This is a genomic window from Lactococcus taiwanensis (genome assembly GCF_017068355.1).
Classification (GTDB): domain Bacteria; phylum Bacillota; class Bacilli; order Lactobacillales; family Streptococcaceae; genus Lactococcus; species Lactococcus taiwanensis.
The window spans coordinates 209314-232827 of record NZ_CP070872.1; the positions used below are offsets into that span (position 1 = coordinate 209314).

Annotated in this window: 16 protein-coding genes, 7 tRNA genes and 1 rRNA gene; 23 read left to right on the forward strand and 1 reads right to left on the reverse strand. The window is 39.1% G+C overall.

All coding sequences use genetic code 11. The annotated features are described in order from the left end of the window. The first annotated feature begins 30 nt into the window (after window positions 1-30). From rexB to JW886_RS01085, 3 genes are read left to right on the forward strand one after another with little or no spacing between them, the layout of a single operon-like run. Complete coding sequence (gene rexB / locus JW886_RS01075; RefSeq protein ID WP_205872076.1) at window positions 31-3333, forward strand: ATP-dependent nuclease subunit B; 3303 nt, start codon at window positions 31-33, stop codon at window positions 3331-3333. Further along, entirely contained in the window at window positions 3326-6931 is a 3606-nt protein-coding gene (gene addA, locus JW886_RS01080; RefSeq protein ID WP_205872077.1) for a helicase-exonuclease AddAB subunit AddA, read from the forward strand. The genes rexB and addA overlap by 8 nt, the downstream gene beginning before the upstream one ends. A 41-nt stretch (window positions 6932-6972) precedes the next feature. Further along, on the forward strand, window positions 6973-7173 hold the full coding sequence (locus JW886_RS01085) for a DUF951 domain-containing protein (protein WP_200407666.1): 201 nt from the start codon (window positions 6973-6975) through the stop codon (window positions 7171-7173). Between the two features lie 7 nt (window positions 7174-7180). Here JW886_RS01085 and JW886_RS01090 read toward each other — a convergent pair whose 3' ends face one another. Then, entirely contained in the window at window positions 7181-7738 is a 558-nt protein-coding gene (locus JW886_RS01090) for a helix-turn-helix domain-containing protein (protein WP_205872078.1), read from the reverse strand. Window positions 7739-7977: 239 nt separating this feature from the next. Here JW886_RS01090 and ychF point away from each other — a divergent pair, with 239 nt between their 5' ends. The 20 genes from ychF to JW886_RS01190 all read left to right on the forward strand — a co-directional run bounded on the left by ychF (window position 7978) and on the right by JW886_RS01190 (window position 23454). Next, complete coding sequence (ychF, locus tag JW886_RS01095; protein WP_075526137.1) at window positions 7978-9090, forward strand: redox-regulated ATPase YchF; 1113 nt, start codon at window positions 7978-7980, stop codon at window positions 9088-9090. 259 nt (window positions 9091-9349) lie between these two features. Then, window positions 9350-9847 carry a P-loop NTPase family protein gene (locus JW886_RS01100; RefSeq protein ID WP_241003777.1) on the forward strand — a complete coding sequence of 166 codons (498 nt, stop codon included), beginning with the start codon at window positions 9350-9352 and terminating at the stop codon, window positions 9845-9847. Further along, window positions 9819-10385, forward strand: a complete 567-nt coding sequence (gene pth, locus JW886_RS01105) for an aminoacyl-tRNA hydrolase (RefSeq protein ID WP_205872079.1) — start codon at window positions 9819-9821, stop codon at window positions 10383-10385. The genes JW886_RS01100 and pth overlap by 29 nt, the downstream gene beginning before the upstream one ends. Beyond that, the gene (gene mfd / locus JW886_RS01110) at window positions 10386-13871 is read left to right on the forward strand and encodes a transcription-repair coupling factor (protein ID WP_205872080.1); all 3486 of its coding nucleotides are present in this window, start codon (window positions 10386-10388) and stop codon (window positions 13869-13871) included. 115 nt (window positions 13872-13986) lie between these two features. Further along, window positions 13987-14256: an RNA-binding S4 domain-containing protein gene (locus tag JW886_RS01115; RefSeq protein ID WP_075526134.1), complete on the forward strand. Its 270-nt coding sequence runs from the start codon at window positions 13987-13989 to the stop codon at window positions 14254-14256. 22 nt (window positions 14257-14278) lie between these two features. Next, window positions 14279-14650, forward strand: a complete 372-nt coding sequence (locus tag JW886_RS01120) for an FtsB family cell division protein (protein ID WP_075526133.1) — start codon at window positions 14279-14281, stop codon at window positions 14648-14650. Further along, on the forward strand, window positions 14647-14937 hold the full coding sequence (locus JW886_RS01125; RefSeq protein WP_075526132.1) for a S1 domain-containing protein: 291 nt from the start codon (window positions 14647-14649) through the stop codon (window positions 14935-14937). Before JW886_RS01120 ends, JW886_RS01125 begins: the two co-directional genes overlap by 4 nt. Before the next feature lie 249 nt (window positions 14938-15186). Then, window positions 15187-16506: a serine hydrolase gene (locus JW886_RS01130; RefSeq protein ID WP_205872081.1), complete on the forward strand. Its 1320-nt coding sequence runs from the start codon at window positions 15187-15189 to the stop codon at window positions 16504-16506. Beyond that, on the forward strand, window positions 16503-17774 hold the full coding sequence (gene tilS / locus JW886_RS01135; RefSeq protein WP_205872082.1) for a tRNA lysidine(34) synthetase TilS: 1272 nt from the start codon (window positions 16503-16505) through the stop codon (window positions 17772-17774). Before JW886_RS01130 ends, tilS begins: the two co-directional genes overlap by 4 nt. Next, window positions 17755-18306 carry a hypoxanthine phosphoribosyltransferase gene (hpt, locus tag JW886_RS01140; protein WP_200407660.1) on the forward strand — a complete coding sequence of 184 codons (552 nt, stop codon included), beginning with the start codon at window positions 17755-17757 and terminating at the stop codon, window positions 18304-18306. Before tilS ends, hpt begins: the two co-directional genes overlap by 20 nt. Window positions 18307-18478: 172 nt before the next feature. Continuing rightward, a complete protein-coding gene (gene ftsH, locus JW886_RS01145; RefSeq protein ID WP_205271875.1) occupies window positions 18479-20551 on the forward strand; it encodes an ATP-dependent zinc metalloprotease FtsH in 2073 nt (690 codons plus the stop codon). Between the two features lie 227 nt (window positions 20552-20778). Further along, a tRNA-Glu gene (locus JW886_RS01150) sits at window positions 20779-20850 on the forward strand. A 5-nt stretch (window positions 20851-20855) separates the two neighbouring features. Further along, window positions 20856-20945: transfer RNA gene (locus JW886_RS01155), tRNA-Ser, on the forward strand. A 10-nt stretch (window positions 20946-20955) separates the two neighbouring features. Next, window positions 20956-21029, forward strand: a tRNA-Met gene (locus JW886_RS01160). A 7-nt stretch (window positions 21030-21036) separates the two neighbouring features. Continuing rightward, window positions 21037-21109, forward strand: a tRNA-Phe gene (locus JW886_RS01165). Window positions 21110-21123: 14 nt separating this feature from the next. Continuing rightward, window positions 21124-21194: transfer RNA gene (locus tag JW886_RS01170), tRNA-Gly, on the forward strand. A gap of 14 nt (window positions 21195-21208) precedes the next feature. After that, window positions 21209-21282, forward strand: a tRNA-Ile gene (locus JW886_RS01175). Between the two features lie 2 nt (window positions 21283-21284). Beyond that, window positions 21285-21400, forward strand: a 5S ribosomal RNA gene (gene rrf / locus JW886_RS01180). A 5-nt stretch (window positions 21401-21405) separates the two neighbouring features. After that, window positions 21406-21479, forward strand: a tRNA-Asn gene (locus JW886_RS01185). A 151-nt stretch (window positions 21480-21630) separates the two neighbouring features. After that, window positions 21631-23454, forward strand: coding sequence for a PTS mannitol transporter subunit IIBC (locus tag JW886_RS01190; RefSeq protein ID WP_205872083.1), 1824 nt, complete (start codon window positions 21631-21633; stop codon window positions 23452-23454). Window positions 23455-23514 lie beyond the last annotated feature (60 nt).

Sequence of the window (23514 nt, forward strand, 5' to 3'; positions counted from 1 at the left end):
TGGACTTAACGAAAGTTAGGTCTATTTTTTATGGAAATTATATATACAGAAATTACTCAAGATTTGACAGCAGGGCTTTTGGAAGTCGCGCTCCAAGAACTTGCAGCAAAGCGAAAGGTCTATTATATTGTCCCTTCTTCCATGTCTTTTGAAAAGGAGAAGGAAATTTTAGAGCGTCTCGCTCATGGAACTGACACTGCTGTTTTTGATTTAATGGTTACAAGATTTAAGCAACTGCCCTATTATTTCGATAAGCGAGAAAGTACCACTGACAAAGTTGAGCTAGGTTCTGCTGGTTTTTCAATGCTCTTTCGGCGTGTCCTAAGAAGTTTTTCAAAAGAAGACTTACCGCTCTACTATTCCATGCAAAACTCAGCAGGCTTCTTAGAACTTCTTGTTCAACTACGAACGGAGCTTTTGACAGCCAATTTAACAGCAGATGACTTACCAGTAAATCCCAAAAATGAAGAATTAAAAAAAATATTTTCGCGTTTTGAGATTGAATTAGACAAAGAATACGCTAATTTTTCAGAATTTAGTGATTTTACCCAGCGAATTGCTCAGGGGGAATTTGATAGAGTTCTCCAAAAAGCTGTTTTTGTTATTGATGGTTACACACGGTTTTCTGCAGAAGAGGAATTTTTTATCTCAACAGTGCAAAACCGACTGGCGCGTCTTATCATGGGAACTTATGCTGATGAAAAGTCACTGACCAGTCTGTCAGAGAGTATCTATACAAATGGTGTCGAACTGATCCAACATTTTCGTGATAAATTTGGAGCTCAACTGACCAGATATCATGGAAAAGATGTCAATGAAGTTTACAGTAAGTTGACAACACTGATTGATCAGGATAGTCGTTTTGTTATAAGTGACGAACCAATCAAAATTACTGATGACGATAGTACACATTTTAGAATTTGGGAAGCTGAAAATCAGACTGCTGAAATAGAGCGAGTGGCCAAAGAAATTCGTCAGAAAATCTCGCAAGGGATACCCTTTAAAGACTTTACAGTATTAGTTGGGGATGTTTCGGCTTATGAGATTCCAGTTAAAGAGATTTTTGACCTTTATGAGATTCCTTATTTCTATGCACAGGAAGAAGCGATGAGTCAACATCCGCTCATTGTCTTTTTTGAGAGTCTTTATGCAATCAAAAAAAATAATTACCGACCGGATGATGTTGTTAATTTATTAAAAAGTAAAGTTTACAAGATTGACAACTTAGAAGAGGAAGTGATTGATCAATTTGAATATTATGTTCATAAATTTAAAATTTCTGGACACAAAAGATTTACTGAGGAGTTTACTGAAAGTGAATTTAGTGGGTTAGAGTCGGTCGATACTTTACGTGAATTGCTACTTGGAGCTCATTCTCCCCTTCAGCATTTTTTGACCACTAACCAGAAAAAAACGGGAAAAAATTGGGTGAAAGAACTTCGCAAGTTTTTGGAAGAAGGAAATGTAATGGCCGAAATGAACCATTATTTTTCAGAAGCTGAGGCACAGGGCGATCATCAACTCGCAGATCGTCACGAACAAGTGTGGCGTCTCCTCTTAACTGTTTTAACTGAATTTGAAGCTGTTTTTTCAGCTGAAAAGATGAAGAATATCGAATTTCTCGATATCCTGTTAGCGGGTCTAAAGAATGCAAAATATCGCCAAATTCCAGCTAATGTTGATGTTGTCAAAGTACGTGACTACGAACTGGTTGAACCACAAACTAATAAATATGTCTATGCCATTGGTTTAAGTCAAACTAACTTTCCTCGGATAAAGCGAAATTCGACCCTTTTAACAGATGAGGAGCGTGCTGAAATCAATGCGCATACAGCAGATCATCAGTTTATTGAACAACTCAATGTTCGCAATTACCATAAAAATATGTTTACCGTGCTATCCTTGGTTAACTCTGCCACAAAGAGTTTGGTAATGTCTATGCCACAGATTATGGGCAACGAACAAGGGGAGCTCTCACCCATTTTTCAACTTTTTGTGTCGCACGCTGAAGGCAAAGTTATCAATAAAATTCAAAGTGTAAACTTACAAGAAGGCATAGAGCACGTTGCTAACAGCCGGGCAGTGATTGCTATGATGGGAAAAATCGAACGTGCGCTCCATGAAAATGAAGAAGGAGCCAAGGATAAACGGGCCTTTTGGTCCAGTCTTTTTCGCTTACTTGTCAAGGAGCACCCTGATTTTCAAAATATTTTAATAAGTGTAGATCACGATATTGAAACGGAAAAACTTGCTCCAGAAACACTTGAAAAACTCTATGGTGATAAGATTTATGCCTCTGTCAGCAGCTTTGAACGTTTTTATAACTGTGAGTACCAGTACTTTTTAGAAAATACGTTGGGGCTTGAAACCTTTGAAAATATTGACATTAACTCTAAAATTGTTGGTAACTTTTTCCATGAGGTATTTGAAAAAGTCATGCTACTGACAGAGCTGTCAGTAGATAATTTTGATGAAAAATTGGGTACTGTTTTACAAGAGGTTGATAAAAATTACGCTCGTTATTTTACACAAGATGCCACTGCTCGTTTTACATGGGTTAATTTAGAAGAAATTGTACGTCAAACTGCTCGGATGTTAAAACGGACTGTGGCAGCTGATGAGTTAACCACTTTACTGACGGAAAGTAGTTTTGGCTTACCGAAAAGTGAACTCGGTCAATTTTCTATAGAAGAGATTTATTTGCGAGGACGGATTGACCGAATTGATCAACTCTCTTCTGAGCGATTAGGCGCTGTAGACTATAAATCGAGTGCACACAGCTTTAAGTTACAGGATGCTTATGATGGCTTGAGCCTACAGTTTTTAACTTACCTTGATGTTTTGAAAAAAGCTTTTCCGCAGCAAAAAATCTGGGGCGCACTCTATTTACAATTTAAAAACCAACCGCTTAATCTGAATGAGGTCAATCATTTATCAGAAATTGCTTTGCTTTTAAATCAAGCGATGCGCTATGAAGGGCTGTTGTTGACTGATGCTATTGCTGATGTACAGAAAGTTGATAGTATTGCAATCAAGAAGAATAATCTGTATAGTCCTGAGGTTTTTGATGAACTTTTGCAGATGAATGAGCAGCATTATAAGAATGCGGGCAAGCGTCTAAAATCAGGTAAAATTGCCATTAATCCTACCATGAAACGATCTGAAGGAATAGATAAATCAGGGAATGTTCAGGGATGTCGGTATTGTCCTCTTAAGTCAATCTGTCGTTTCGAAGCAAATGTGCATATGCAACAGCATACACGGGAAATAGGACAAAAATCAGCCGCAGAGATTTTAGCAGAACTGAAAGGGGAAGCCACAAAAGATGAGTGAAATACAGTTAACACCAGAGCAGTTTGAAGCTATCCATAGCTCTGGTAAAAATATTTTAGTTTCAGCAAGTGCTGGTTCAGGGAAGACTTTCGTGATGGCTCAGCGTATTGTTGAGAAAGTCAAACAAGGGGTTGAAATCGACCATCTTTTTATCTCGACCTTCACAAAAAAAGCTGCGAGCGAATTACGCATGCGTCTAGAAAAGGATTTGAAAAAAGCGCGAGCAGAAAGTAAGGATGTGCACTATCAAAGGTTGACAGGAGCTTTACAAAATCTTGCTAATGCAGATATTGGAACAATGGATAGTTTCACCCAAAAACTTGTAAAGACTCATTTTAATCGAGTAAACATTGATCCTAATTTTCGTATTCTTGCTGATCAAACGGAGAGCGATTTAATCAAACAGGAAGTTTTTGAGCGTCTGGTAGAAGAGTACCTTGCAGCAGATCACGAACAAGACATTCCCAAAGAAAAATTTGAGCGTTTGATCAAAAATTTTTCCAAAGATCGAAATATTTCGGGATTTCAAGAAGTCGTTTACAAGGTTTACAGGTTTATAACCGCCACAGAAAACCCCACAAAATGGTTAGAAGATCAGTTTTTAAAAGGTTTTGAGACATATCAGCAGCTGACAGATCTATCAGTAGATACTCATGGACTCATAAAAGAAAAGTTATTATCTTTTTTTGAACTTTTAGAAGCAGCATTGGATAATGGAGTGATAGCCAAAAAAGGGGTTGGTCGTGATAAAGCGAACATTATCTTAGATAATAAAAACGAACTCTTAGAAGCTTTAATCAATCAGGAGTTTACGACTTTTTCTGAGCTTTTTCTGACCTTGGATACTGACATTCGAGTTGGTACTTCAAAAGATGCAAATATTTCGGTCTTGAAAAAAGAGTTTTCTGCACTTAAACAAGAGTTGGTAGGTTCAAATAGTAAACCGGGGCTGATTAGAGAGTTCGTCAATAAAATCAAACATGCGGAACTTATACAAAGGTATCAACCTGAAGCTTTTGATGTAGCGAAAGATTTACAGCGCTTCATGCTTCATTTTTATCAAGCATATCTTGAACGTAAAAAGATTGAAAATGCTTTTGAATACTCTGATATTGCGCATTTTGCTATAGAAATACTGGAAAATAATCCGGATATTCGTGAGGAACTGCGTCTTTATTATGAGGAAATCATGATTGATGAGTACCAAGATACCAGTCATACGCAAGAGCGAATGTTGGAGCTTCTCTCAAACGGACAAAATCTTTTTATGGTGGGTGATATTAAGCAATCCATTTATGGATTCCGCTTAGCTGATCCAAGTTTATTTTTAGAGAAGTATCAAAGTTATGATCAGGAAAACGACCCTAATCAACTGATTCGCTTGAAAGAGAATTTTCGTTCTCGTGGTGAGGTGCTCAACTTTACGAATGTTATTTTTGAGCATTTGATGGATCAGGATATTGGTGAAATGACCTATGGTCAAGCTGAAAAGCTAATCCAAGGAAATACCACAGATTACCCTACTCAAGCAGAGCAAGAATTTTATCCAGAGCTCTTGTTATACAATGAGACTAAAGAAGACGAGTCTACTGAGGAGAATGGGGAAAATCTTTCTGATGGAGAAATCAGAGGAGCAGCTCAAAAGATACAGCATTTGATTCAAAAAGGGGTTCAACCCAAAGATATTGCGATATTGGTACGCTCAAAATCAAATAATAATAAAATTGAGGATATACTTTTAAGTTATGACATCCCCGTAGTTTTAGACGAAGGTCGTGTGGATTTTCTAAAATCAATTGAGGTTTTAGTCATGCTAGATGTCTTACGCGCCATTGACAATCCTCTATATGATTTATCTCTCGTGGCCACCCTGCGTTCTCCTCTTTTTAATTTCAATGAAGATGAATTGACAAAGATTAGCCTGCAGGGGGGAAGAGAAGTTCGCTTTTGGGATAAGTTAAAGCAAGCACTTACTCTAACAGGGCAAAATCCTGAATTAATCGACGGAGCCTTCTCCAAAAAGCTGAAGTCCTTCTATGATAAGTTTACAGAATGGCGTAAACTTGTCAACCAAATTTCAATTCACGAACTCCTTTGGCGAATATATACAGAAACCTACTATTTCGACTATGTGGGAGCCTTAAAAAATGGTGAAATGCGACAGGCAAACCTTCAAGCTCTATCAATAAGGGCTGAATCTTACGAAAGCAGTGGCTATAAAGGACTCTTTAAATTCATCAGATTGATTGATAAGTTTATGGAACAAAATAATGACTTGGCTTCTGTAAATATAAAATTACCTCAAAATGCGGTACGTGTGATGACTTTTCATAAGTCCAAAGGATTAGAGTTTGACTATGTTTTTCTGATGAATCTTCAGTCGCGCTTTAATAGTCGTTCGCTGCAAGAAAGTGTAATTTTAAGTCGAGAAAATGGGTTGGGCATGAAATACGTGGCAGATTTGAAAAAAGAGCCAGAAGTCGTCACTGATTTCCCATATGCTCTCGTTCGGATGGAAACTTTCCCTTACATGGTAAATCAAGAGCTTGAACAGAAGGCGACACTTTCTGAGGAAATGCGCGTGCTCTATGTTGCCTTCACAAGAGCAAAGAAGAAATTGTATTTAGTCGGAAAAATAAAGTCTACGGATAAAAAATCAGGGCTTGATCTTTACGATACAGCTGTACTAGAACAGAATATTCTCTCCGATAAATTCCGGAAGTCAACACGTGGTTTCCAACACTGGATACTTGCTCTGCAAGCAGCAATAAACCTCCCGCTGAAAATGAATATTTATACAAAAGATGATATTGCCTCGCCATCTTCAAATCTTTTAGGCCATCCTGATTTTAAAAAATTGGTAGAAGAAGCAACGAATTTTGATCAAATCATGTCATTTTCGGAAGAGATAAAAGCAGCCCAAAAAATTATGACTTACCAGTATCCACATCAGGCAGCGACAGAGTTGTCTAGTATACAGACTCCTAGTCAAGTCAAAAAAAGGAGTTATGAAAAGCAGCTAGCAGTTGGAGAGGTACAACCGAGTAGTGAATTTATCCGATCTAAGCGTCTCGACTTCAGCGCCTTTGATGAGCATCAAGTGACAGCTGCTCAGATTGGTTCGGCAACACATACTTTCATGCAATATGTTGACTTTTCACATCCCGATTTATTTAGTTTTCAAAGCACTTTAGACGAGATGGGATTTGTTGAGGAGATAAAAAATCAGATTGATTTAGTCAAAATTTTGACGTTATTTGATACTGAACTTGGGAAATTTTTAACTGAGAATGTCGCAAATACAAAAAAGGAAGCACCATTTTCGATGTTAAGGACGGATGAATACGCTGAAGAGCAATATATTGTTCGAGGAATTTGTGATGGTTTTGTGCAGCTGGAGGATCGGATTGTTCTTTTTGATTATAAAACAGATCGCTTTACAACTGCTCAGGCTATCCCAGAAATAAAAAATCGTTACCAAGGTCAAATGGAACTTTATGGAGAAGCTCTGCAAAAAGCTTACCAAGTCAAGGAAGTTGACAAATATTTAATATTACTAGGCGGACCAAAGCAAGTATTTGTGGAAAAATTGGACTGAAAAATTACTGACCAGAAGGTCAAAAACATCAAGGAGAAAATATGGTAGATTATCAGCTGCATTCCATTGTGGAAATGAAAAAGCCTCATGCTTGTACCATAAAGGCAACAGGTAAAAAGGCTAATGCTTGGGAAATTACTCGTCTTGGTGCGGACATTCGCATTCAGTGTACTAACTGCCATCACGAGGTAATGATGAGTCGTTACGACTTTAATCAGAAGATTAAAAAAGTGCTCAATTGAGCACTTTTTAGTTATAGAGAGATTTAAGATTAAATTTGAGGTATTGAATAAGTCCATTGTAAAGGACTTTAGTAAAGCGCCAAATATAGCGTCCCAAAACTATGACAAGCGTACAAGAGAAAATTGCTATGAGCCATTGCCACCAAGCGTATCCAGCAACACCTGTATTACTGATAAAAGTGATATTCGGATTGTGTGTGAAGGTCCCAATGATCATTAAAAGGGGTGAAATCAGTAGGGCAGCAAGTAAGCTATACAGCGCAGCAAGTAATAGTGCCACGGCAACGATAAGCCATACTCCAATAACAAAATTAAAGGCAAGTACGCCTATGCCTGCTAAAATATTGAGATGCTTCTTACGTTTTCTGGGGTTAATCCCTGCACATAGTGCTGCTAAATCTGTTTGATAAAGCGCTGCTAAAGCAATCAGAGTTTCCAGATTTGGCTCTGTTTTGCCCGCTTCCCAACGTGATATAGCTTGGCGGCTAAAATAAAGTTCTTTAGCAACTTGTTCTTGGGTTAAATTTTGTGCAAGTCGTGCAGCTTGTAAGTTTTCTCCGAGCATTTTGCTACCTCCTGAGTTTCTGTCTACATTATTAACTAAAATCCTAAGAATAGCAAGGCTTGTAGAGCAAAATAAGAGCAACATTTTGTAGCACATTGGATTTTAGAGAAAAAAGTGGGAAAAAGGTGTAAACTTGTAAAGTTCTAGTTTTAACAGGAGGGACTAGCCGTTTATTGTCTTTTTTGACGATTTACAGTATAATTAGAACTAATTAATCTTAATTTTGGAGAATATAAAACATGGCTTTAACAGCAGGTATCGTTGGTTTACCTAACGTAGGTAAATCAACTCTTTTTAATGCAATTACAAAAGCAGGCGCAGAAGCTGCAAACTATCCTTTTGCAACAATTGACCCAAATGTTGGGATGGTAGAAGTACCAGATGAACGTTTAAACAAGTTAACAGAGTTGATTAAACCTAAGAAAACTGTTCCGACAACTTTTGAATTCACAGATATTGCTGGGATTGTTAAAGGGGCCTCACGCGGAGAAGGTCTAGGAAATAAATTTCTTGCCAATATCCGTGAAGTAGATGCCATCATTCATGTGGTCCGTGCTTTCGATGATGAAAATGTAATGCGTGAAAATAATCGTGAAGGTGAATTTATTGATCCCATGGCAGATATTGAGACCATTAATTTGGAATTAATTTTAGCAGACTTGGAGTCAGTCAATAAACGTTATGCGCGCGTTGAAAAGATTGCCCGCACTAAAGATAAAGATGCAGTGGCGGAATTCAATGTTTTGCAAAAAATCAAACCTGTCCTTGAAGATGGAAAATCAGCTCGTACGATTGAATTTGACGAAGATGAAGCAAAGGTAGTTAAAAGTTTGTTCTTGTTGACCACGAAACCTGTGTTGTATGTGGCGAATGTTTCTGAAGATGAGGTGGGTGAACCAGACAATATCGAATATGTCAAACAAATTCGTGAATTTGCAGCTACTGAAAACGCTGAGGTGGCTATAATTTCTGCGCGTGTTGAAGAAGAAATCTCCGAGTTGGAAGATGACGAAAAAGCTGAATTTTTAGAAGCCATTGGGTTACAGGAGTCTGGTGTTGATATGTTGACGCGTGCAGCCTACCATTTACTAGGTCTTGCTACTTACTTCACAGCAGGAGAAAAAGAAGTTCGTGCTTGGACTTTTAAACGCGGCATGAAAGCGCCACAAATGGCTGGGATTATCCATTCGGACTTTGAAAAAGGCTTTATCCGCGCAGTGACCATGTCTTATGAGGATTTGATTAAATACGGCTCAGAAAAAGCCGTTCGTGAAGCTGGTCGCCTGCGTGAAGAGGGGAAAGACTATGTCGGCCAAGACGGGGACATCATGGAGTTCCGCTTTAACGTGTAAACCCATTGTAAATTTAGAAATTGCGCCATTTTGGTGCTTTTTTTAATTCTAAAGTTGCTGACAGCTTCGTCAGTAAGAAAGTACCAGTTTGCTAGGTAAGATATGTTATAATAAATGCAGTCGCTGATTTCTAGAAATCAGCCTTTTGGCATTTGGTCAGTAAAGTGTCTACCGATGAAAAAACTAGCGAAACAGAAGGGACTAATCCGCTAACAGCTACCCTATGACAGCTTCGTCAGTAAATTTTTTTTGGGGGGGAATGATGAAAATTTACATCGTTGGAACGGTCGGTTCTGGAAAATCGACTTTGGCTAGGCAACTTGGAGATTTACTGGATGTGCCAGTCTTTCATTTGGACAATGTGGTGCATGATGGCGAACGGAAACGTTCTGAGCAAGAGATTTCTGGTTTGATTCAGCAGATTTTGCAAGATGAAAATTTCATCATTGAGGATACTTTACGTGATCGTTTTACAAGCTTGTTGCCAGTGGTTGACAGTGTGATTTTCCTAGATTTACCGGAAATTTTCTTGAAATATCGAGTCATCAAGCGGTATATTAGACAAAAATTGGGACTGGAAAACGCCAATTATCAACCAAGTTTACAGATGCTCAGGCAAATGTTCATCTGGCAAAAAATTGACCGTAGGGATCTGATTGAGGTTCAACCGCATCTTATCGTGCTACGGAGTAAAAGCCAAATCAAGAAATTTATAGAAGGATTTAAAAATGACAAAAATGATTGTAGGCCTGGGTAATCCAGGTGATAAGTACGACAAAACCAGACACAACATGGGTTTTATGGCGCTGGATTTGCTGGCCAAGGAGTTAAATGTTGAATTTCGTGAAGAAAAAACGTTTATGTCCTTGGTCGCATCGACTTTTATTAATGGTGAGAAAATGTTTCTCGTGAAACCTTTGACTTTTATGAATGAGTCAGGTCGAGCAGTAGCACCTCTTTTGAAATATCATAATCTTGACCCAGCAGATTTGACGGTGATTCATGATGATTTGGATTCGCCAGTCGGGCGTGTACGTTTACGGCAAAAAGGTTCGTCTGGTGGTCAAAATGGTATCAAATCGGTCATCACTCATGTCGGGACGCAAGCATTTAACCGAGTTAAAATCGGTATTGGGCGTCCGAAAAATGGGATGACGGTCGTTAATCATGTTCTCTCACGTTTTGATAATGCAGACAAAGAAATCGCTCAAGACGGTATTTTCAAGGCGGTAGACGCCATGAAATTCTATATTGAAAACGGTGATTTCCAACAAACGATGAATAAATTTAACTAGATGAATATTATTGAATTTTTTGACCAAAATTGGCAGTTACAAAAATGGCAACAAGGCTTTTCCAAGCGCGAGCGTACGCTACTGACAGGGCTGTCAGGAACCGCTAAAAGTTTGGTTATGGCCAATGCTTATGAAAATGTCCCTGACAAGTACATCATTATTACGGATAGTCAATTTCATGCCAATGAGCTGTATGATGAGTTATCAACGCTCCTTGGTGAGGAAAAAGTTTATCAATTTTTCTCAGATGATAATGTTTATGCGGAATTTGCCTTGGCTTCCAAAGATCGTGTGGCTTATCGCTTAGAAGCACTGAATTTCCTGTTGGATGAAGCGGCAACAGGCTTTTTAGTGGTACCGTTTTTGGCAACACGTAGTCTCTTGCCCCATCCAGATAATTTTTTGGAAAACTATCTTTTACTGACAACTGGTGACGAATATGACCTGAAAAATTTACTGACCATGCTGTCAGCAGCTGGTTACGAAAAAACGCAGCGCGTGATGACGCCGGGGGAATTCTCTATTAGAGGGGACATCGTGGACCTCTATCCTTTAGATGCCGCAAATCCTGTGCGCTTAGAATTTTTTGGTGACGAAGTAGATACTATTCGCACTTTTGATGTCGATAGCCAACGCTCACTTGACAGCTTAGAAACGCTTGAAATTTACCCTGCTAGCGATTTTATTTTATCGGATAAAGAGTTTGACAAGGGTGTAAAAGCTTTGCGCACACAATTAGATTTACTGACAGAGCCGTCAGCAAAATCCTACATGGAAGAAGTCATCTCAGCAGCAGAAAATCATTATTATCACAAGGATTTACGAAAATTTGCTGCTTATTTTTACGATAAGAACAATTCACTCTTAGATTATTTTCCAAAAAATGTTCAGATTTTCATTGATGATTTCCAAAAAGTCAATGACGCCAATAATAAATTAGAAATGGAATTGGCGGATTTTATCTTGTCTGAAAAGACTATGGGACGTGGTCTTGATGGACAAGTTTATCTTGTAGATACGATGGCTAAGGTACGTAATTACAAACCTGCCACTTTCTTTTCAAATTTTCAAAAGGGACTAGGGAACCTGCGCTTTGATCAGCTTTATAACTTCAAGCAGCACTCCATGCAGCAGTTTTTTGGACAGTTAGAACTGTTTTACACTGAAGTCGAGCGTTTTGTTAAGCAAGATTTCACAGTCGTCTTAGCCGTTTCTTCTGAAAAATTAAGAAAATCTCTTCTTGAACTGGATCTTAAGTTCTATGAAGTTGACAATGAAAATTTACAGGTTGGAAAGATCAATCTGATTGATTTACAGTTGGCTAACGGTTTTAATTTCCTTGATGAAAAACTTGTCGTCATGACCGAGCAGGAAATTTTTGGGAAGATGCGCAAGAAAAAAGCGCGTAGACTCAATATTACCAACGCAGAGCGACTAAAAGACTACAATGAATTGGCAGTCGGCGACTTTGTGGTCCATAAAAACCATGGGATTGGGAAATATCTTGGTTTACAGACCCTTGAAGTGGGTGGCATGCACCGTGATTATCTGACCATTCAATATCAAAATGGTGATACAATTTCTGTACCGGTCGATCACCTGGATCTGCTCAGCAAGTATTCCGCAGGTGAAGGCAAGACCCCAAAGATTAATAAGCTGAATGATGGACGCTGGCGTAAAACCATGTCAAGTGTTTCCAAGCAAGTGGAAGATATTTCCGATGATCTTATCAAACTTTACGCTACTAGACAGGCTCAAAAAGGCTTTGCATTTTCGCCAGATGATAGCAACCAAGAGGAATTTGATAGTGCTTTTGCTTACGTGGAAACTGAGGATCAGTTGCGATCGGTCAATGAAATCAAACAGGATATGGAACAAGAGCGTCCAATGGACCGATTGTTAGTAGGTGATGTCGGATTTGGTAAAACTGAAGTGGCTATGCGTGCGGCTTTCAAAGCCATCAATGACGGTAAACAAGTCGCTGTACTTGTGCCAACGACCGTGCTTGCAGAACAACACTTTAACAACTTTTCTGAGCGCTTTATTAATTTTGGTGTCAATGTCGAGGTGCTCAGCCGTTTTCAAACGAAGGCGCAGCAAGCGGAAATTTTAGCCAAGTTGAAAAAAGGTCGGGTAGATCTCATCATCGGCACACACCGCTTATTGTCAAAAGATGTTGAATTTTTTGACTTAGGTTTGATGATTATTGACGAAGAACAACGTTTTGGTGTCAAACATAAAGAGCGACTAAAGGAGTTGAAAACGCAGGTTGATGTTTTAACACTCACTGCAACACCTATTCCCCGGACCTTACATATGTCCATGCTGGGAATTCGTGATTTGTCAGTCATTGAAACGCCACCTACTAACCGTTACCCCGTTCAGACTTACGTTATGGAAACGAACTATGGTGTGGTTCGAGATGCAGTTTTGCGAGAGATTTCACGCGGTGGACAGGTTTACTATGTTTACAATAGAGTTGACACGATTGAACAGAAAGTTTCCCAGTTGGAAGAGCTGATTCCAGAGGCTCGGATTGCTTCTATTCATGGACAAATGACTGAAATTCAGCTGGAAAACACCTTGCTTTCGTTCATTGCTGGTGATTATGATGTACTCGTAGCTACTACCATTATTGAAACTGGAGTTGATATTCCAAATGCTAATACGCTTTTTATTGAAAATGCGGACATGATGGGCCTATCACAACTTTACCAATTGCGTGGGCGTGTGGGTCGTTCTAATCGAGTTGCCTATGCTTATTTCATGTATCGGCCTGAAAAAATATTATCTGAGGTGTCCGAAAAACGTTTGGAAGCGATAAAAGGTTTTACAGAGCTGGGTTCTGGTTTCAAAATAGCCATGCGTGACCTCTCGATTCGTGGGGCAGGAAATCTCTTGGGTGCTGAGCAGTCTGGCTTTATCGATTCCGTCGGTTTTGACCTTTACTCACAACTGCTTGAAGAAGCTATTCATAGTAAATTAGGCACCCAAAAACAAAAAAGGACGACAAATGTCGAAATAAGTTTGGGATTGGATGCCTTTATTCCAGGTTACTATATCGCAGATGAACGGCAAAAAATCGAAATTTATAAACGTATTCGCCAGATTGATAGCCGTAGTGTTTATGAAGAACTGCAAGATGAGTTGGTGGATCGGTTTGGTGAATATCCCGATGAGGTTGCCTATCTTCTCGAAATTGGTCTTTTGAAGCACTTTGCAGATAACGCACTAGTGGAAAAAATTGAGAAAACGCGTTTTGAGGCAATTGTTACTATGGATCGTTCAGCACATACCATGTACGATCCACAAGAATATTTCCAAGCTTTAGCAAGTACTACAATTAAAGCTTCTGTGGGAGAAAAGTATGGGAAAATGACCTTTCGCTTTAAGATTGACCAGCGTAGTACGGTCGTCCTAATGCGAGAGTTGATGAACTTTGTTGAAAGTTTGTCGGCTTTGCGAGATACGCATGAAAAAAGTTAAAAACTTACTGACGGCTTGGTCAGTAAAAATTTAAAGCTCTGTCAGTGCTGACAGAGCTTTAATTATTATAAGTAAAGCCATTTTCAAACAAAATGAAATATGTTATAATCAAGCCATGAGATTAGATAAGTTTTTAAAAGTTTCGCGCCTGATTAAACGTCGTCCAGTCGCGAAAGAAGTTGCTGATAAAGGTCGTATTAAAGTGAATGGAAAATTGGCCAAGTCCTCTACGGATGTCAAATTTAATGACCTTATTGAGATTCGCTTTGGTAATAAGATAGTTGAGGTCCGAGTTGCAGAACTTAAAGAGTTCACACGCAAAGAGGATGCGGACAAGATGTATGAAATGATTAGCGAAACACGCATTCAGGCAGAAGAAGAATAAGACAGCGCCTTGGGAGGTTTTAATGGCTAAACACGTGATTCAATTGAATAATGAGTTTATTCAAAATAAAAATAGAAAAGCTGTAGCACCAGTACCTAAACGTAAACATTTAGGGCTGATTTTAGTCGTTGCTATTCTATTGTTTAGCTTGGCAAGCATGAGTTTGATCAAATCTTATGAAAATTTGCAAAAACAAGTTGCTTTAGAGCAAAGTGCCAAAAAACAGTATGATACTCTGTCAAAAGAAGTCGCAACGAAAAAAGAAGAGATAAAAAAACTTCAAGATGCAAATTACTTGCAAAAATATGCTCGTAGTCAAGACTATTCTCAGAGTGACGAGAAAGTTTTTAACACAAATAATCCTCTAGTTGATGGAGACGGGACAAGCCAATGATTGGAAAGGTTGAGCATATCACAAGATTTGGACTGTTTGTGACTTTTTCTACTGACGACACTGTCAGTAAAAAAACAGGACTGATGCGCTGGTCAGCACTACCCAAAGGGCATCCCAAATACCAGATTGGGGACTTGGTTTCGTTTGAGATTTCTAAGGAGCATACTGACGGAAAAATTGACTTAACATACCTAGACGAGGATTTCAAAAGTATTTTTGGACAGTTTTTAGAAGAAACTGAACACCGATTAGAAAGCCTAAAAGCAGTAAATAAGGATTTAAGATGAGCCTGAAAGAGGACATTCTTAAGCACGGGCGGTTAGTTAATCGTTATGAAAAAAGGGAAAGACATGGCTTAAGAGCCTGTCTTTTCACGTATATTTAAAAAAAACAGACAGCGCTTTGAAGGTTTCAAAAAGAGAAATAGTTATAAAATAAATTTTTCGATGGAGCTGAGCCAGCTAGGAGTGTACACTCCTAGCCACTGTCTGCAGATTTATAGTCTGCTTATTAAGAGTTGAACAAGGTTTTAAAACATGCAAAAAATGAAAGATAAATTTAATATTGCAGTGATCTTAGTGATGGTGTTCATGCTAATTCCTAGCTTTTTTGTGTCACTTCATTCGCAAAAATCAACCAATCATTCACTCAGTAAAACAAGTAATACGGTTGTTGCAGATAAAGTGACCCCTGAGGATTATTGGACAACAGTGCCCCAGCGACCAGTTGCACTTAAGACTATCAAAGTCTATAGTGATGAGAACTTGTCGAAAACCGTTGGCGAGATCAGTGCCCGTACTCAATTAAACTTAACTGAGCTTAAAAATCAAGCCTTCAAAATTAAGGATGGAAGATATATTGCTGCTTCGAAGGCGCAGATTGTTTCGGATGTCCCACTTTCTCGGAAAAAGGTAACAACTCCTTTATATACGACCAAGCGTGTCAACGTATTTTACAGTCCGGTGACCACTTATGACCAAGAAGTTTTAACAGCTATCTCAGGAAATAACCAGTTCGTTGCTGATAAGATTGCACAAACTTACTGGGGGAGTTATTATGAGATTGCTCTAAGTAATGGTCAAAAAGGTTGGGTTTCCTCAGACGATATTTCTTTAGTAAATCCCAAATTACAGAAGGTTCAAACCTTACTGCAAAAGAAATACAAGGATAAAAAGTACTCGATTTATGTAAAGGAACTCAATGACAATAGTTATACAGCTGGTGTAAATGAGGATGAGAAGATGTATTCGGCAAGTCTTTCTAAACTTCCGATTTTATACTGGACACAAAAAAGATTAAACGAAGGATCAGCTTCTCTAGAGGATCAGCTGCTTTATCGCACTGCTGTCAATACTTTTTACGGGAGTTATAAGCCGGCTGGAACTGGAAACTTGCCTAAAACTGCGGACAATAAGAATTACAGTTTACAAGATGTGATTAATCGTACCGCAAAACTCTCTGACAATGTTGGGAGTAACTTACTGGCTTATTATGAAACAGATCAGTTCAGTACTAGTTTTCAAGATGCAATTACGCAGATAGCGGGTACACCATGGAATCCTAAAGAAAGAGAAGCATCAGCGAAGATGGTAGGTAAAGTACTGGAAGCTCTCTATAATGAAGGAGGGGCATCATTTAATGCACTCTTTAACACCGCTTTTGATGATGTAAAGATTCGCGCAGGGGTTCCTAAAAACATTCCTGTTGCGCATAAGATAGGAGGGGCAGGTAGTGATAATCATGATGCGGCGATTATATTTACTGAGCAGCCTTACCTCTTGGTCATTGAAACAGATGGGGCTACGGATGAACAAATTCAAACAATTTCCCAGGAGATTTATGAGGTCATGAAATGACACCAGCAGAAAAGAAATTTTTGAAAATCGTTACTGAAGAACATTATTTTGATCAGCATCATAAAGTTCTGATAGCCTTATCTGGCGGTCAGGACTCAATGACGTTATTCAATTGGTTATATGCCTTTAGAGAAACCCTAGGTATTACCTTAGGAATTGCGCATATTAATCATGGTTTACGTGCAGAATCAATAAAAGAAGAGCGTGCGATTAGAGAATTGGGAAATGATAAACAAGTTCCTGTCTATGTTGACAAGTTTACGGGAGAGTTTACTGAAAAAAAAGCACGAGAATTTCGGTATCATTTCTTCGAAAAAATAATGAGCACAGATGGCTACACTGCTCTAGTAACAGCTCATCACCAGGGAGACATCGTAGAAACGGTATTAATGCGGCAAATAAGTGGAAGAGGACTACGAAGTTTACAAGGCATAGAGCCGCGTCAACCTTTTGGCTTAGGAGAATTAATCCGACCTCTTCTTCGGTTTGAAAAAAAGGAACTTGACGCCCCCGTTTTCTTTGAGGATGCAACAAACAAAGGGACGGATTATTTACGGAATCGGATTAGAAATCAACTCATTCCCGGCTTGACCCAAGAAAATCCTCAATTCTCTGAAGCAATACTCTCGATGACCGACGAAATTAGGATGTCTTTCTCCATTATCCATGATAAAATTGATGAATTAGATATTTTAAAGGATAAAATTTCTCTCTCTAAGTTTTTAGCTCAAACTGAGGCTTTGCAACACTTCATTTTACAGGAATATTTTACTCAATATCCAAGTATCCAAATAAACAAAAAGCAATTCCAGCTTCTCCTTCACATTATTAGAAGGCCCCAACAGTATAAAGGAGAGCTTAATAAGTCTTTCGAGTTCATTAAAACTAAGACGGTCTTTTATCTCCGACCCAAATTACAAGCTCAACTCGAAGATCTCCTTGTGTTGTCAGAAAATCCTAAAGATTCCAGTTTCATGGAAGTCGCCCTCCCAATAGAGGGAGAAATTGAGATTCGAAAAAGAAGGCCAGGTGATGTGATTTTGATTAATGGCCATCATAAAAAATTGAGGAAATTTTTTATAGAATATCAGGTTCCACTAGAAAAACGTGAGATGCCTTTAATCTTTGTAGATAAGATGCTTTATGCAATAGTCGATGTGGCATGCTCTGATTTGAGTAAAGCTGCTAAAAATGATAAAATTAAAAGAATATTATGGGTTAAACCCAGTGTAAGAGAGGAAACACACCATGCTCGAAAAAAATCTTGATAAGACAATAGAAAAAGTACTGGTTTCAGAAAAAGAAATTATTGAAAAATCCAAAGAACTTGGTGCAATATTAACAAAGGAATACGAAGGAAAAAATCCTTTAGTATTAGGAATTCTACGAGGCTCAGTTCCTTTCTTAGCGGAACTTATCAAGCATATTGACTGTCACCTTGAAACAGATTTCATGACCGTGTCAAGTTACCATGGTGGGACAAAATCTTCTGGAGAAGTGAAGTTAATTTTAGATGTCGATACGGCTGTCAAAGATCGAGAAATTCTTATCGTTGAAGACATTATTGATACGGGCCGTACCCTTAAATATCTGAAAGAACTTTTGGAGCATCGTGGAGCAAATGTAAAAATTGTGACGCTTTTAGATAAACCTGAGGGGCGTATTGTGGAAATCAAACCAGATTATTCTGGCTTTACTATTCCTAATGAATTTGTGGTCGGCTTTGGTTTAGACTATGACGAAAATTATCGTAATCTCCCTTATGTCGGTGTTCTCAAACCAGAAGTTTACAAAAAATAAAGGAACAATAAATAGAGTAATAGAGTTTTTCTCAGACTAAAGTATGAAAAGGACTCTGACCAATACTTACTATTAGCATTCCACTAGGAAATGTGCTATAACTAGTTATGGACTGTTATTGATTTTTAAATAAGACAAAATTGATGACAAATAAATAAAAGATAAGGTAAATATGAATAACAACAAACAACCAAGACAAGGAAATTTTGTAAAAAATATCTTGATGTGGGTGATATTGGCAATTGTTGTTGTCGTCGGTTTTAATTTCTTCTTCGGTACAAATCATGCCAATGTGGATAAAATTAGCTATTCACAATTGATGACTAAACTTAGTGATGATGATATTAAAACAGTCACAATGCAGCCTTCAGATAGTCTGATCACAGTTACAGGTGAATATAAAAAACCTGTAAAGGTCGATAATGCGGCCAGTTTCCCCCTTTTAGGAAATTCTACAACAGAAGTTAAGCAATTCCAAGCTTACATTATCCCAACAGATAGTATCATCAAAGACTTGCAAGATACTGCCAAAAGCAATGACATTAAAGTCAATGTCATTCAAGCTTCTTCTAGCGGCATGTGGGTTCAAATTCTCTCTTATATCGTCCCAATGCTCCTATTTGTGGGTATTTTCTGGTTGATGATGGGTGGAATGAATCGTGGCGGAGGCGGCGGTGGAAATCCGATGTCCTTCGGTAAATCTCGGGCTAAACAACAAGATGGTAAAACATCAAAAGTTCGTTTTGCTGACGTTGCTGGTTCTGAAGAGGAAAAACAAGAGCTTGTAGAAGTTGTTGATTTCCTTAAAAATCCGAAAAAATATCATGATTTAGGCGCTCGTATCCCAGCAGGTGTTCTTCTTGAAGGCCCTCCAGGTACAGGTAAAACATTGCTTGCTAAGGCTGTTGCCGGTGAAGCAGGAGTTCCTTTCTATAGTATCTCAGGTTCTGATTTCGTTGAAATGTTTGTCGGTGTCGGTGCCTCACGTGTCCGTGACTTATTTGAAAATGCGAAGAAAACTGCACCATCAATTATCTTCATCGATGAAATTGATGCCGTTGGTCGTCAACGTGGCGCAGGTCTTGGTGGTGGTAACGATGAACGTGAACAAACCCTTAACCAATTGCTTGTTGAAATGGATGGTTTCCAAGATGATGGCAACTCAGTAATCGTTATTGCTGCCACTAACCGTTCAGATGTACTTGACCCTGCGCTTTTACGTCCAGGTCGTTTTGACCGTAAAGTTTTGGTCGGAGCTCCAGATGTGAAAGGTCGAGAAGCCGTTCTTAAAGTTCATGCTAAAAACAAACCTTTAGCAAGCGATGTTGATTTACACAATGTTGCTACACAAACTCCTGGTTATGTCGGAGCTGATTTGGAAAATGTTTTGAATGAAGCTGCACTTGTTGCTGCCCGTCAGAATAAGACCGAAATTAACGCTGCTGACATTGATGAAGGAATGGACCGTGCAATGGCTGGTCCAGCTAAGAAAGATCGTATTCAATCCATGCGCGAACGTGAGATCGTGGCTTACCACGAAGCAGGTCACGCTATTGTTGGACTCGTTCTTGAAAATGGTTCTACTGTCCGTAAAGTTACCGTTGTGCCACGTGGACGTATCGGTGGTTACATGCTTGCTCTTCCAGATGAAGAAATCATGCAACCAACAAACTTCCACCTCAAAGATCAACTTGCCAGCCTTATGGGTGGACGACTTGGTGAAGAAATTGTCTTTGGTGTAGCTACACCAGGGGCATCAAATGATATTGAAAAAGCTACTCAAATTGCTCGTTCAATGGTTACCGAATATGGGATGTCTAAGAAACTTGGTATGGTATCTTATGAAGGAGATCATCAAGTATTTATTGGCCGCGACTATGGTCAAACTAAGACTTACTCAGAAGCAACTGCTGTTATGATCGATGATGAAGTGCGTCGTATTCTTGGTGAAGCTTATGACCGTGCTAAAGAAGCAATTGAAACACATCGTGAGCAACATAAAGCAATTGCGGAAGCTTTGCTTAAATATGAAACACTTGATGCGAAACAAATCATGTCACTCTTTAAAACAGGTAAAATGCCTGATGAAGCAGCGGCAGCAGAAGTTCCAGAACCAAAAACATTTGAAGAATCTCTCAAAGATGCAAATGCGAATGTTGAAGATTTCTCAAATATTAACATCTATAATGGTGAAGAAGAAAAAGCAGACTCTAAACCAGCGGAAGATGCGGAAGATAAGGAATAAACATAAAAACAGCCCAATAAGGCTGTTTTTTTATGTTTTAGAGTAAATGGTCTAGTTTATTCTTGACAAAAACTATTAATTTGATATAATTAAATAGTTGTCGTTTGAAACAACACTTTCCCTAGGATACACAAAAGTAGTTGCAAAAGTAAACATAGTTTATTCTTGACAAATGCTAAAAATAGTGTATAATAGAAAAGTACTGTTTGAGACAGCACAAAATATATGGTCCGTTGGTCAAGGGGTTAAGACACCGCCTTTTCACGGCGGTAACACGGGTTCGAATCCCGTACGGACTATATCTGGAGGATTACCCAAGTCCGGCTGAAGGGAACGGTCTTGAAAACCGTCAGGCGTGTAAAAGCGTGCGTGGGTTCGAATCCCACATCCTCCTTTATAATTATCGCGGGATGGAGCAGCTAGGTAGCTCGTCGGGCTCATAACCCGAAGGTCATAGGTTCAAATCCTATTCCCGCAATTTGTTTGGCTCGGTAGCTCAGTTGGTAGAGCAATGGATTGAAGCTCCATGTGTCGGCGGTTCGATTCCGTCTCGCGCCATTACATTTTACTACGCGGATGTAGTTTAATGGTAGAACCCCAGCCTTCCAAGCTGGCTACGCGAGTTCGATTCTCGTCATCCGCTTAACTTAATAATTTGGGAGTTTAGCTCAGTTGGTTAGAGCACTGTGTTGATAACGCAGGGGTCCCAGGTTCGAATCCTGGAATTCCCATATTTGGTATTTATTGCATAGGAGATATACCTGTTCTCATGTCGAACACAGAAGTCAAGCCCTATCGCGCCGGAAGTACTTGGGGGTTGCCCCCTGGGAGATAAGGTCAATGCCAAGTTGTATTGCGGATTAGCTCAGTTGGTAGTAGCGCATGACTGTTAATCATGATGTCGTCAGTTCGAGTCTGACATCCGCAGTTAGTAAGATCACCTAAGGGTGATTTTTTTTATTGGCTTAACTTGTTTGTATGAAATCTTGACACAGAAGAACGTGTCAAGATTTTTATTTACTTCACGGTTGTTAGCGGTTACAATATATTTATAGTAAGTATAATATAAGGAGCTTAAAATGACTGAAACCGTAAGCTTAAAAGTACGAGTGCAAAAACTTGGTACGGCATTATCTAACATGGTAATGCCCAATATTCCTATTTTAATTGCCTGGGGGGTGTTGACAATGTTCTTCATTCCTGATGGCTTTACCCCTAATAAAACATTTGCCGCTATGGTAAGTCCAATGCTAGCGTTTTTGATACCTCTCATGATAGGCTACACTGGTGGTAAAAATATATATGAACATCGTGGTGGAGTGGTTGGCGCAATAGCAACTTTTGGTTCGATTATTGCCACAGCGACTGTCTCTGTAGGAGGTCTCAATACTAAAGGAAACGTTCCAATGATTTTGGGAGCGATGATTTTAGGTCCTTTTGGTGCTTGGTTAATTAAGAAGTTTGATGAATATGTTCAACCCCATATTAAAGCGGGTCTGGAAATGTTAATTAATAATTTCTCAGCTGGATTAGTTGGTTTTGGACTTGCCCTTTTTGCTGTAAAAGTGGTTGGACCACTTGTAGCGTGGCTAACCGATGTGATGGGACATGGGGTTGATTTTTTAATTGCTAATCACTTGATTCCTCTTGCTAATCTTTTTATTGAACCAGCCAAAATATTATTTTTAAATAACGCAATCAATCAAGGAATCTTATCACCTTTAGGCCTTCAACAGGTTTCTGAAAGTGGTAAATCGCTTCTATTTTTACTAGAAGCCAATCCTGGACCAGGACTTGGAATTCTAATTGCTTTTATGCTTTTTGGGAAGGGTTCGGCTAAAGCAACGGCACCTGGAGCGATTTTAATTCAATTTGTCGGTGGGATTCATGAAATTTATTTTCCTTATGTCATGATGAAACCTGCACTCTTCTTTGCTGTGATGGCTGGTGGGGTATCGGGTACCTTGACAAATAACTTACTAGGTTCAGGTCTTGCTGCTCCTGCTTCACCTGGTTCAATTATTGCGATCACAGGGATGGCGTCTGGTAAATCAGCAGGTGGTTTTGGAAATGTAGTTTGTGTTTGGGCAGGAATCATTGTGGCTGCCTTGGTATCATTTGCAGTTGCTGCAGTCATCTTGAAGCGTGACAAGTCGTTGGTGGATGATTCCACTTTCGCTCAGGCGCAAGCAGAGGTTGCTGCTGACAAAGCGGTCAGCAAGGGCCAAGCGCAAGCAGCAGCTACAAAGAAAACGTCAGAAGACTTCTCTTCTGTAAAACATATCATCTTTGCTTGTGATGCAGGGATGGGTTCTAGTGCTATGGGGGCTTCAATCTTACGTAATAAGGCTAAGAAAGCAGGACTGTCCCAAGACGTTACGAATGTAGCGATTGCCAATCTAAAAGCTGGTCCCGATACCATTGTCGTAACTCAGGATGAACTAGCTCCTAGAGCTGCGACAATGGCTCCTGAGGCAATACGTTATTCCGTAGCTAATTTCTTGAACTCACCACGGTATGATGAGATTATCAGTAATCTTTCTGGCATTGATGAACGGCTCTCGGCACCAGAAGTTGCTGACCAAGCTGTCAGTGACGAAGAGATAGATTTAAATCAGATTGATGAAGTTGTTTTTGCTCATGACGGCGCACATGTGGGCTCAAGTACAATGGGCAAAGAAACACTTCAAGCAATTTTTAGAACGCATGAGGTTAAAATCCCAGTATCTGATGTTGAATTTTTGGGCTTGGGTGCTTTCAATGCTAGTAATATTATGGTGGTGTCCCTCCATGAGTTTACAGAGCAAGCTAAAACTAAAGCACCAAATGCACAACATCTATCAGTTGAAAGCTTAATTACGACGCCTGAATACTTAAAAATGGTCAATAGAATGAATAAATAGCAAAGGAAGATTGCTGACAAGCCCGTCAGCAAATTCTTTACGAATAAATGGAAAATAAAA

What these genes read in the sequence shown, in the direction of transcription:
- rexB (WP_205872076.1), top strand. Translation starts at nt 31, where the DNA reads ATGGAAATTATATATACAGAAATTACTCAAGATTTGACAGCAGGGCTT.
- addA (WP_205872077.1), top strand. Translation starts at nt 3,326, where the DNA reads ATGAGTGAAATACAGTTAACACCAGAGCAGTTTGAAGCTATCCATAGC.
- JW886_RS01085 (WP_200407666.1), top strand. Translation starts at nt 6,973, where the DNA reads ATGGTAGATTATCAGCTGCATTCCATTGTGGAAATGAAAAAGCCTCAT.
- JW886_RS01090 (WP_205872078.1), bottom strand. Translation starts at nt 7,738, where the DNA reads ATGCTCGGAGAAAACTTACAAGCTGCACGACTTGCACAAAATTTAACC.
- ychF (WP_075526137.1), top strand. Translation starts at nt 7,978, where the DNA reads ATGGCTTTAACAGCAGGTATCGTTGGTTTACCTAACGTAGGTAAATCA.
- JW886_RS01100 (WP_241003777.1), top strand. Translation starts at nt 9,350, where the DNA reads ATGATGAAAATTTACATCGTTGGAACGGTCGGTTCTGGAAAATCGACT.
- pth (WP_205872079.1), top strand. Translation starts at nt 9,819, where the DNA reads ATGACAAAAATGATTGTAGGCCTGGGTAATCCAGGTGATAAGTACGAC.
- mfd (WP_205872080.1), top strand. Translation starts at nt 10,386, where the DNA reads ATGAATATTATTGAATTTTTTGACCAAAATTGGCAGTTACAAAAATGG.
- JW886_RS01115 (WP_075526134.1), top strand. Translation starts at nt 13,987, where the DNA reads ATGAGATTAGATAAGTTTTTAAAAGTTTCGCGCCTGATTAAACGTCGT.
- JW886_RS01120 (WP_075526133.1), top strand. Translation starts at nt 14,279, where the DNA reads ATGGCTAAACACGTGATTCAATTGAATAATGAGTTTATTCAAAATAAA.
- JW886_RS01125 (WP_075526132.1), top strand. Translation starts at nt 14,647, where the DNA reads ATGATTGGAAAGGTTGAGCATATCACAAGATTTGGACTGTTTGTGACT.
- JW886_RS01130 (WP_205872081.1), top strand. Translation starts at nt 15,187, where the DNA reads ATGCAAAAAATGAAAGATAAATTTAATATTGCAGTGATCTTAGTGATG.
- tilS (WP_205872082.1), top strand. Translation starts at nt 16,503, where the DNA reads ATGACACCAGCAGAAAAGAAATTTTTGAAAATCGTTACTGAAGAACAT.
- hpt (WP_200407660.1), top strand. Translation starts at nt 17,755, where the DNA reads ATGCTCGAAAAAAATCTTGATAAGACAATAGAAAAAGTACTGGTTTCA.
- ftsH (WP_205271875.1), top strand. Translation starts at nt 18,479, where the DNA reads ATGAATAACAACAAACAACCAAGACAAGGAAATTTTGTAAAAAATATC.
- JW886_RS01190 (WP_205872083.1), top strand. Translation starts at nt 21,631, where the DNA reads ATGACTGAAACCGTAAGCTTAAAAGTACGAGTGCAAAAACTTGGTACG.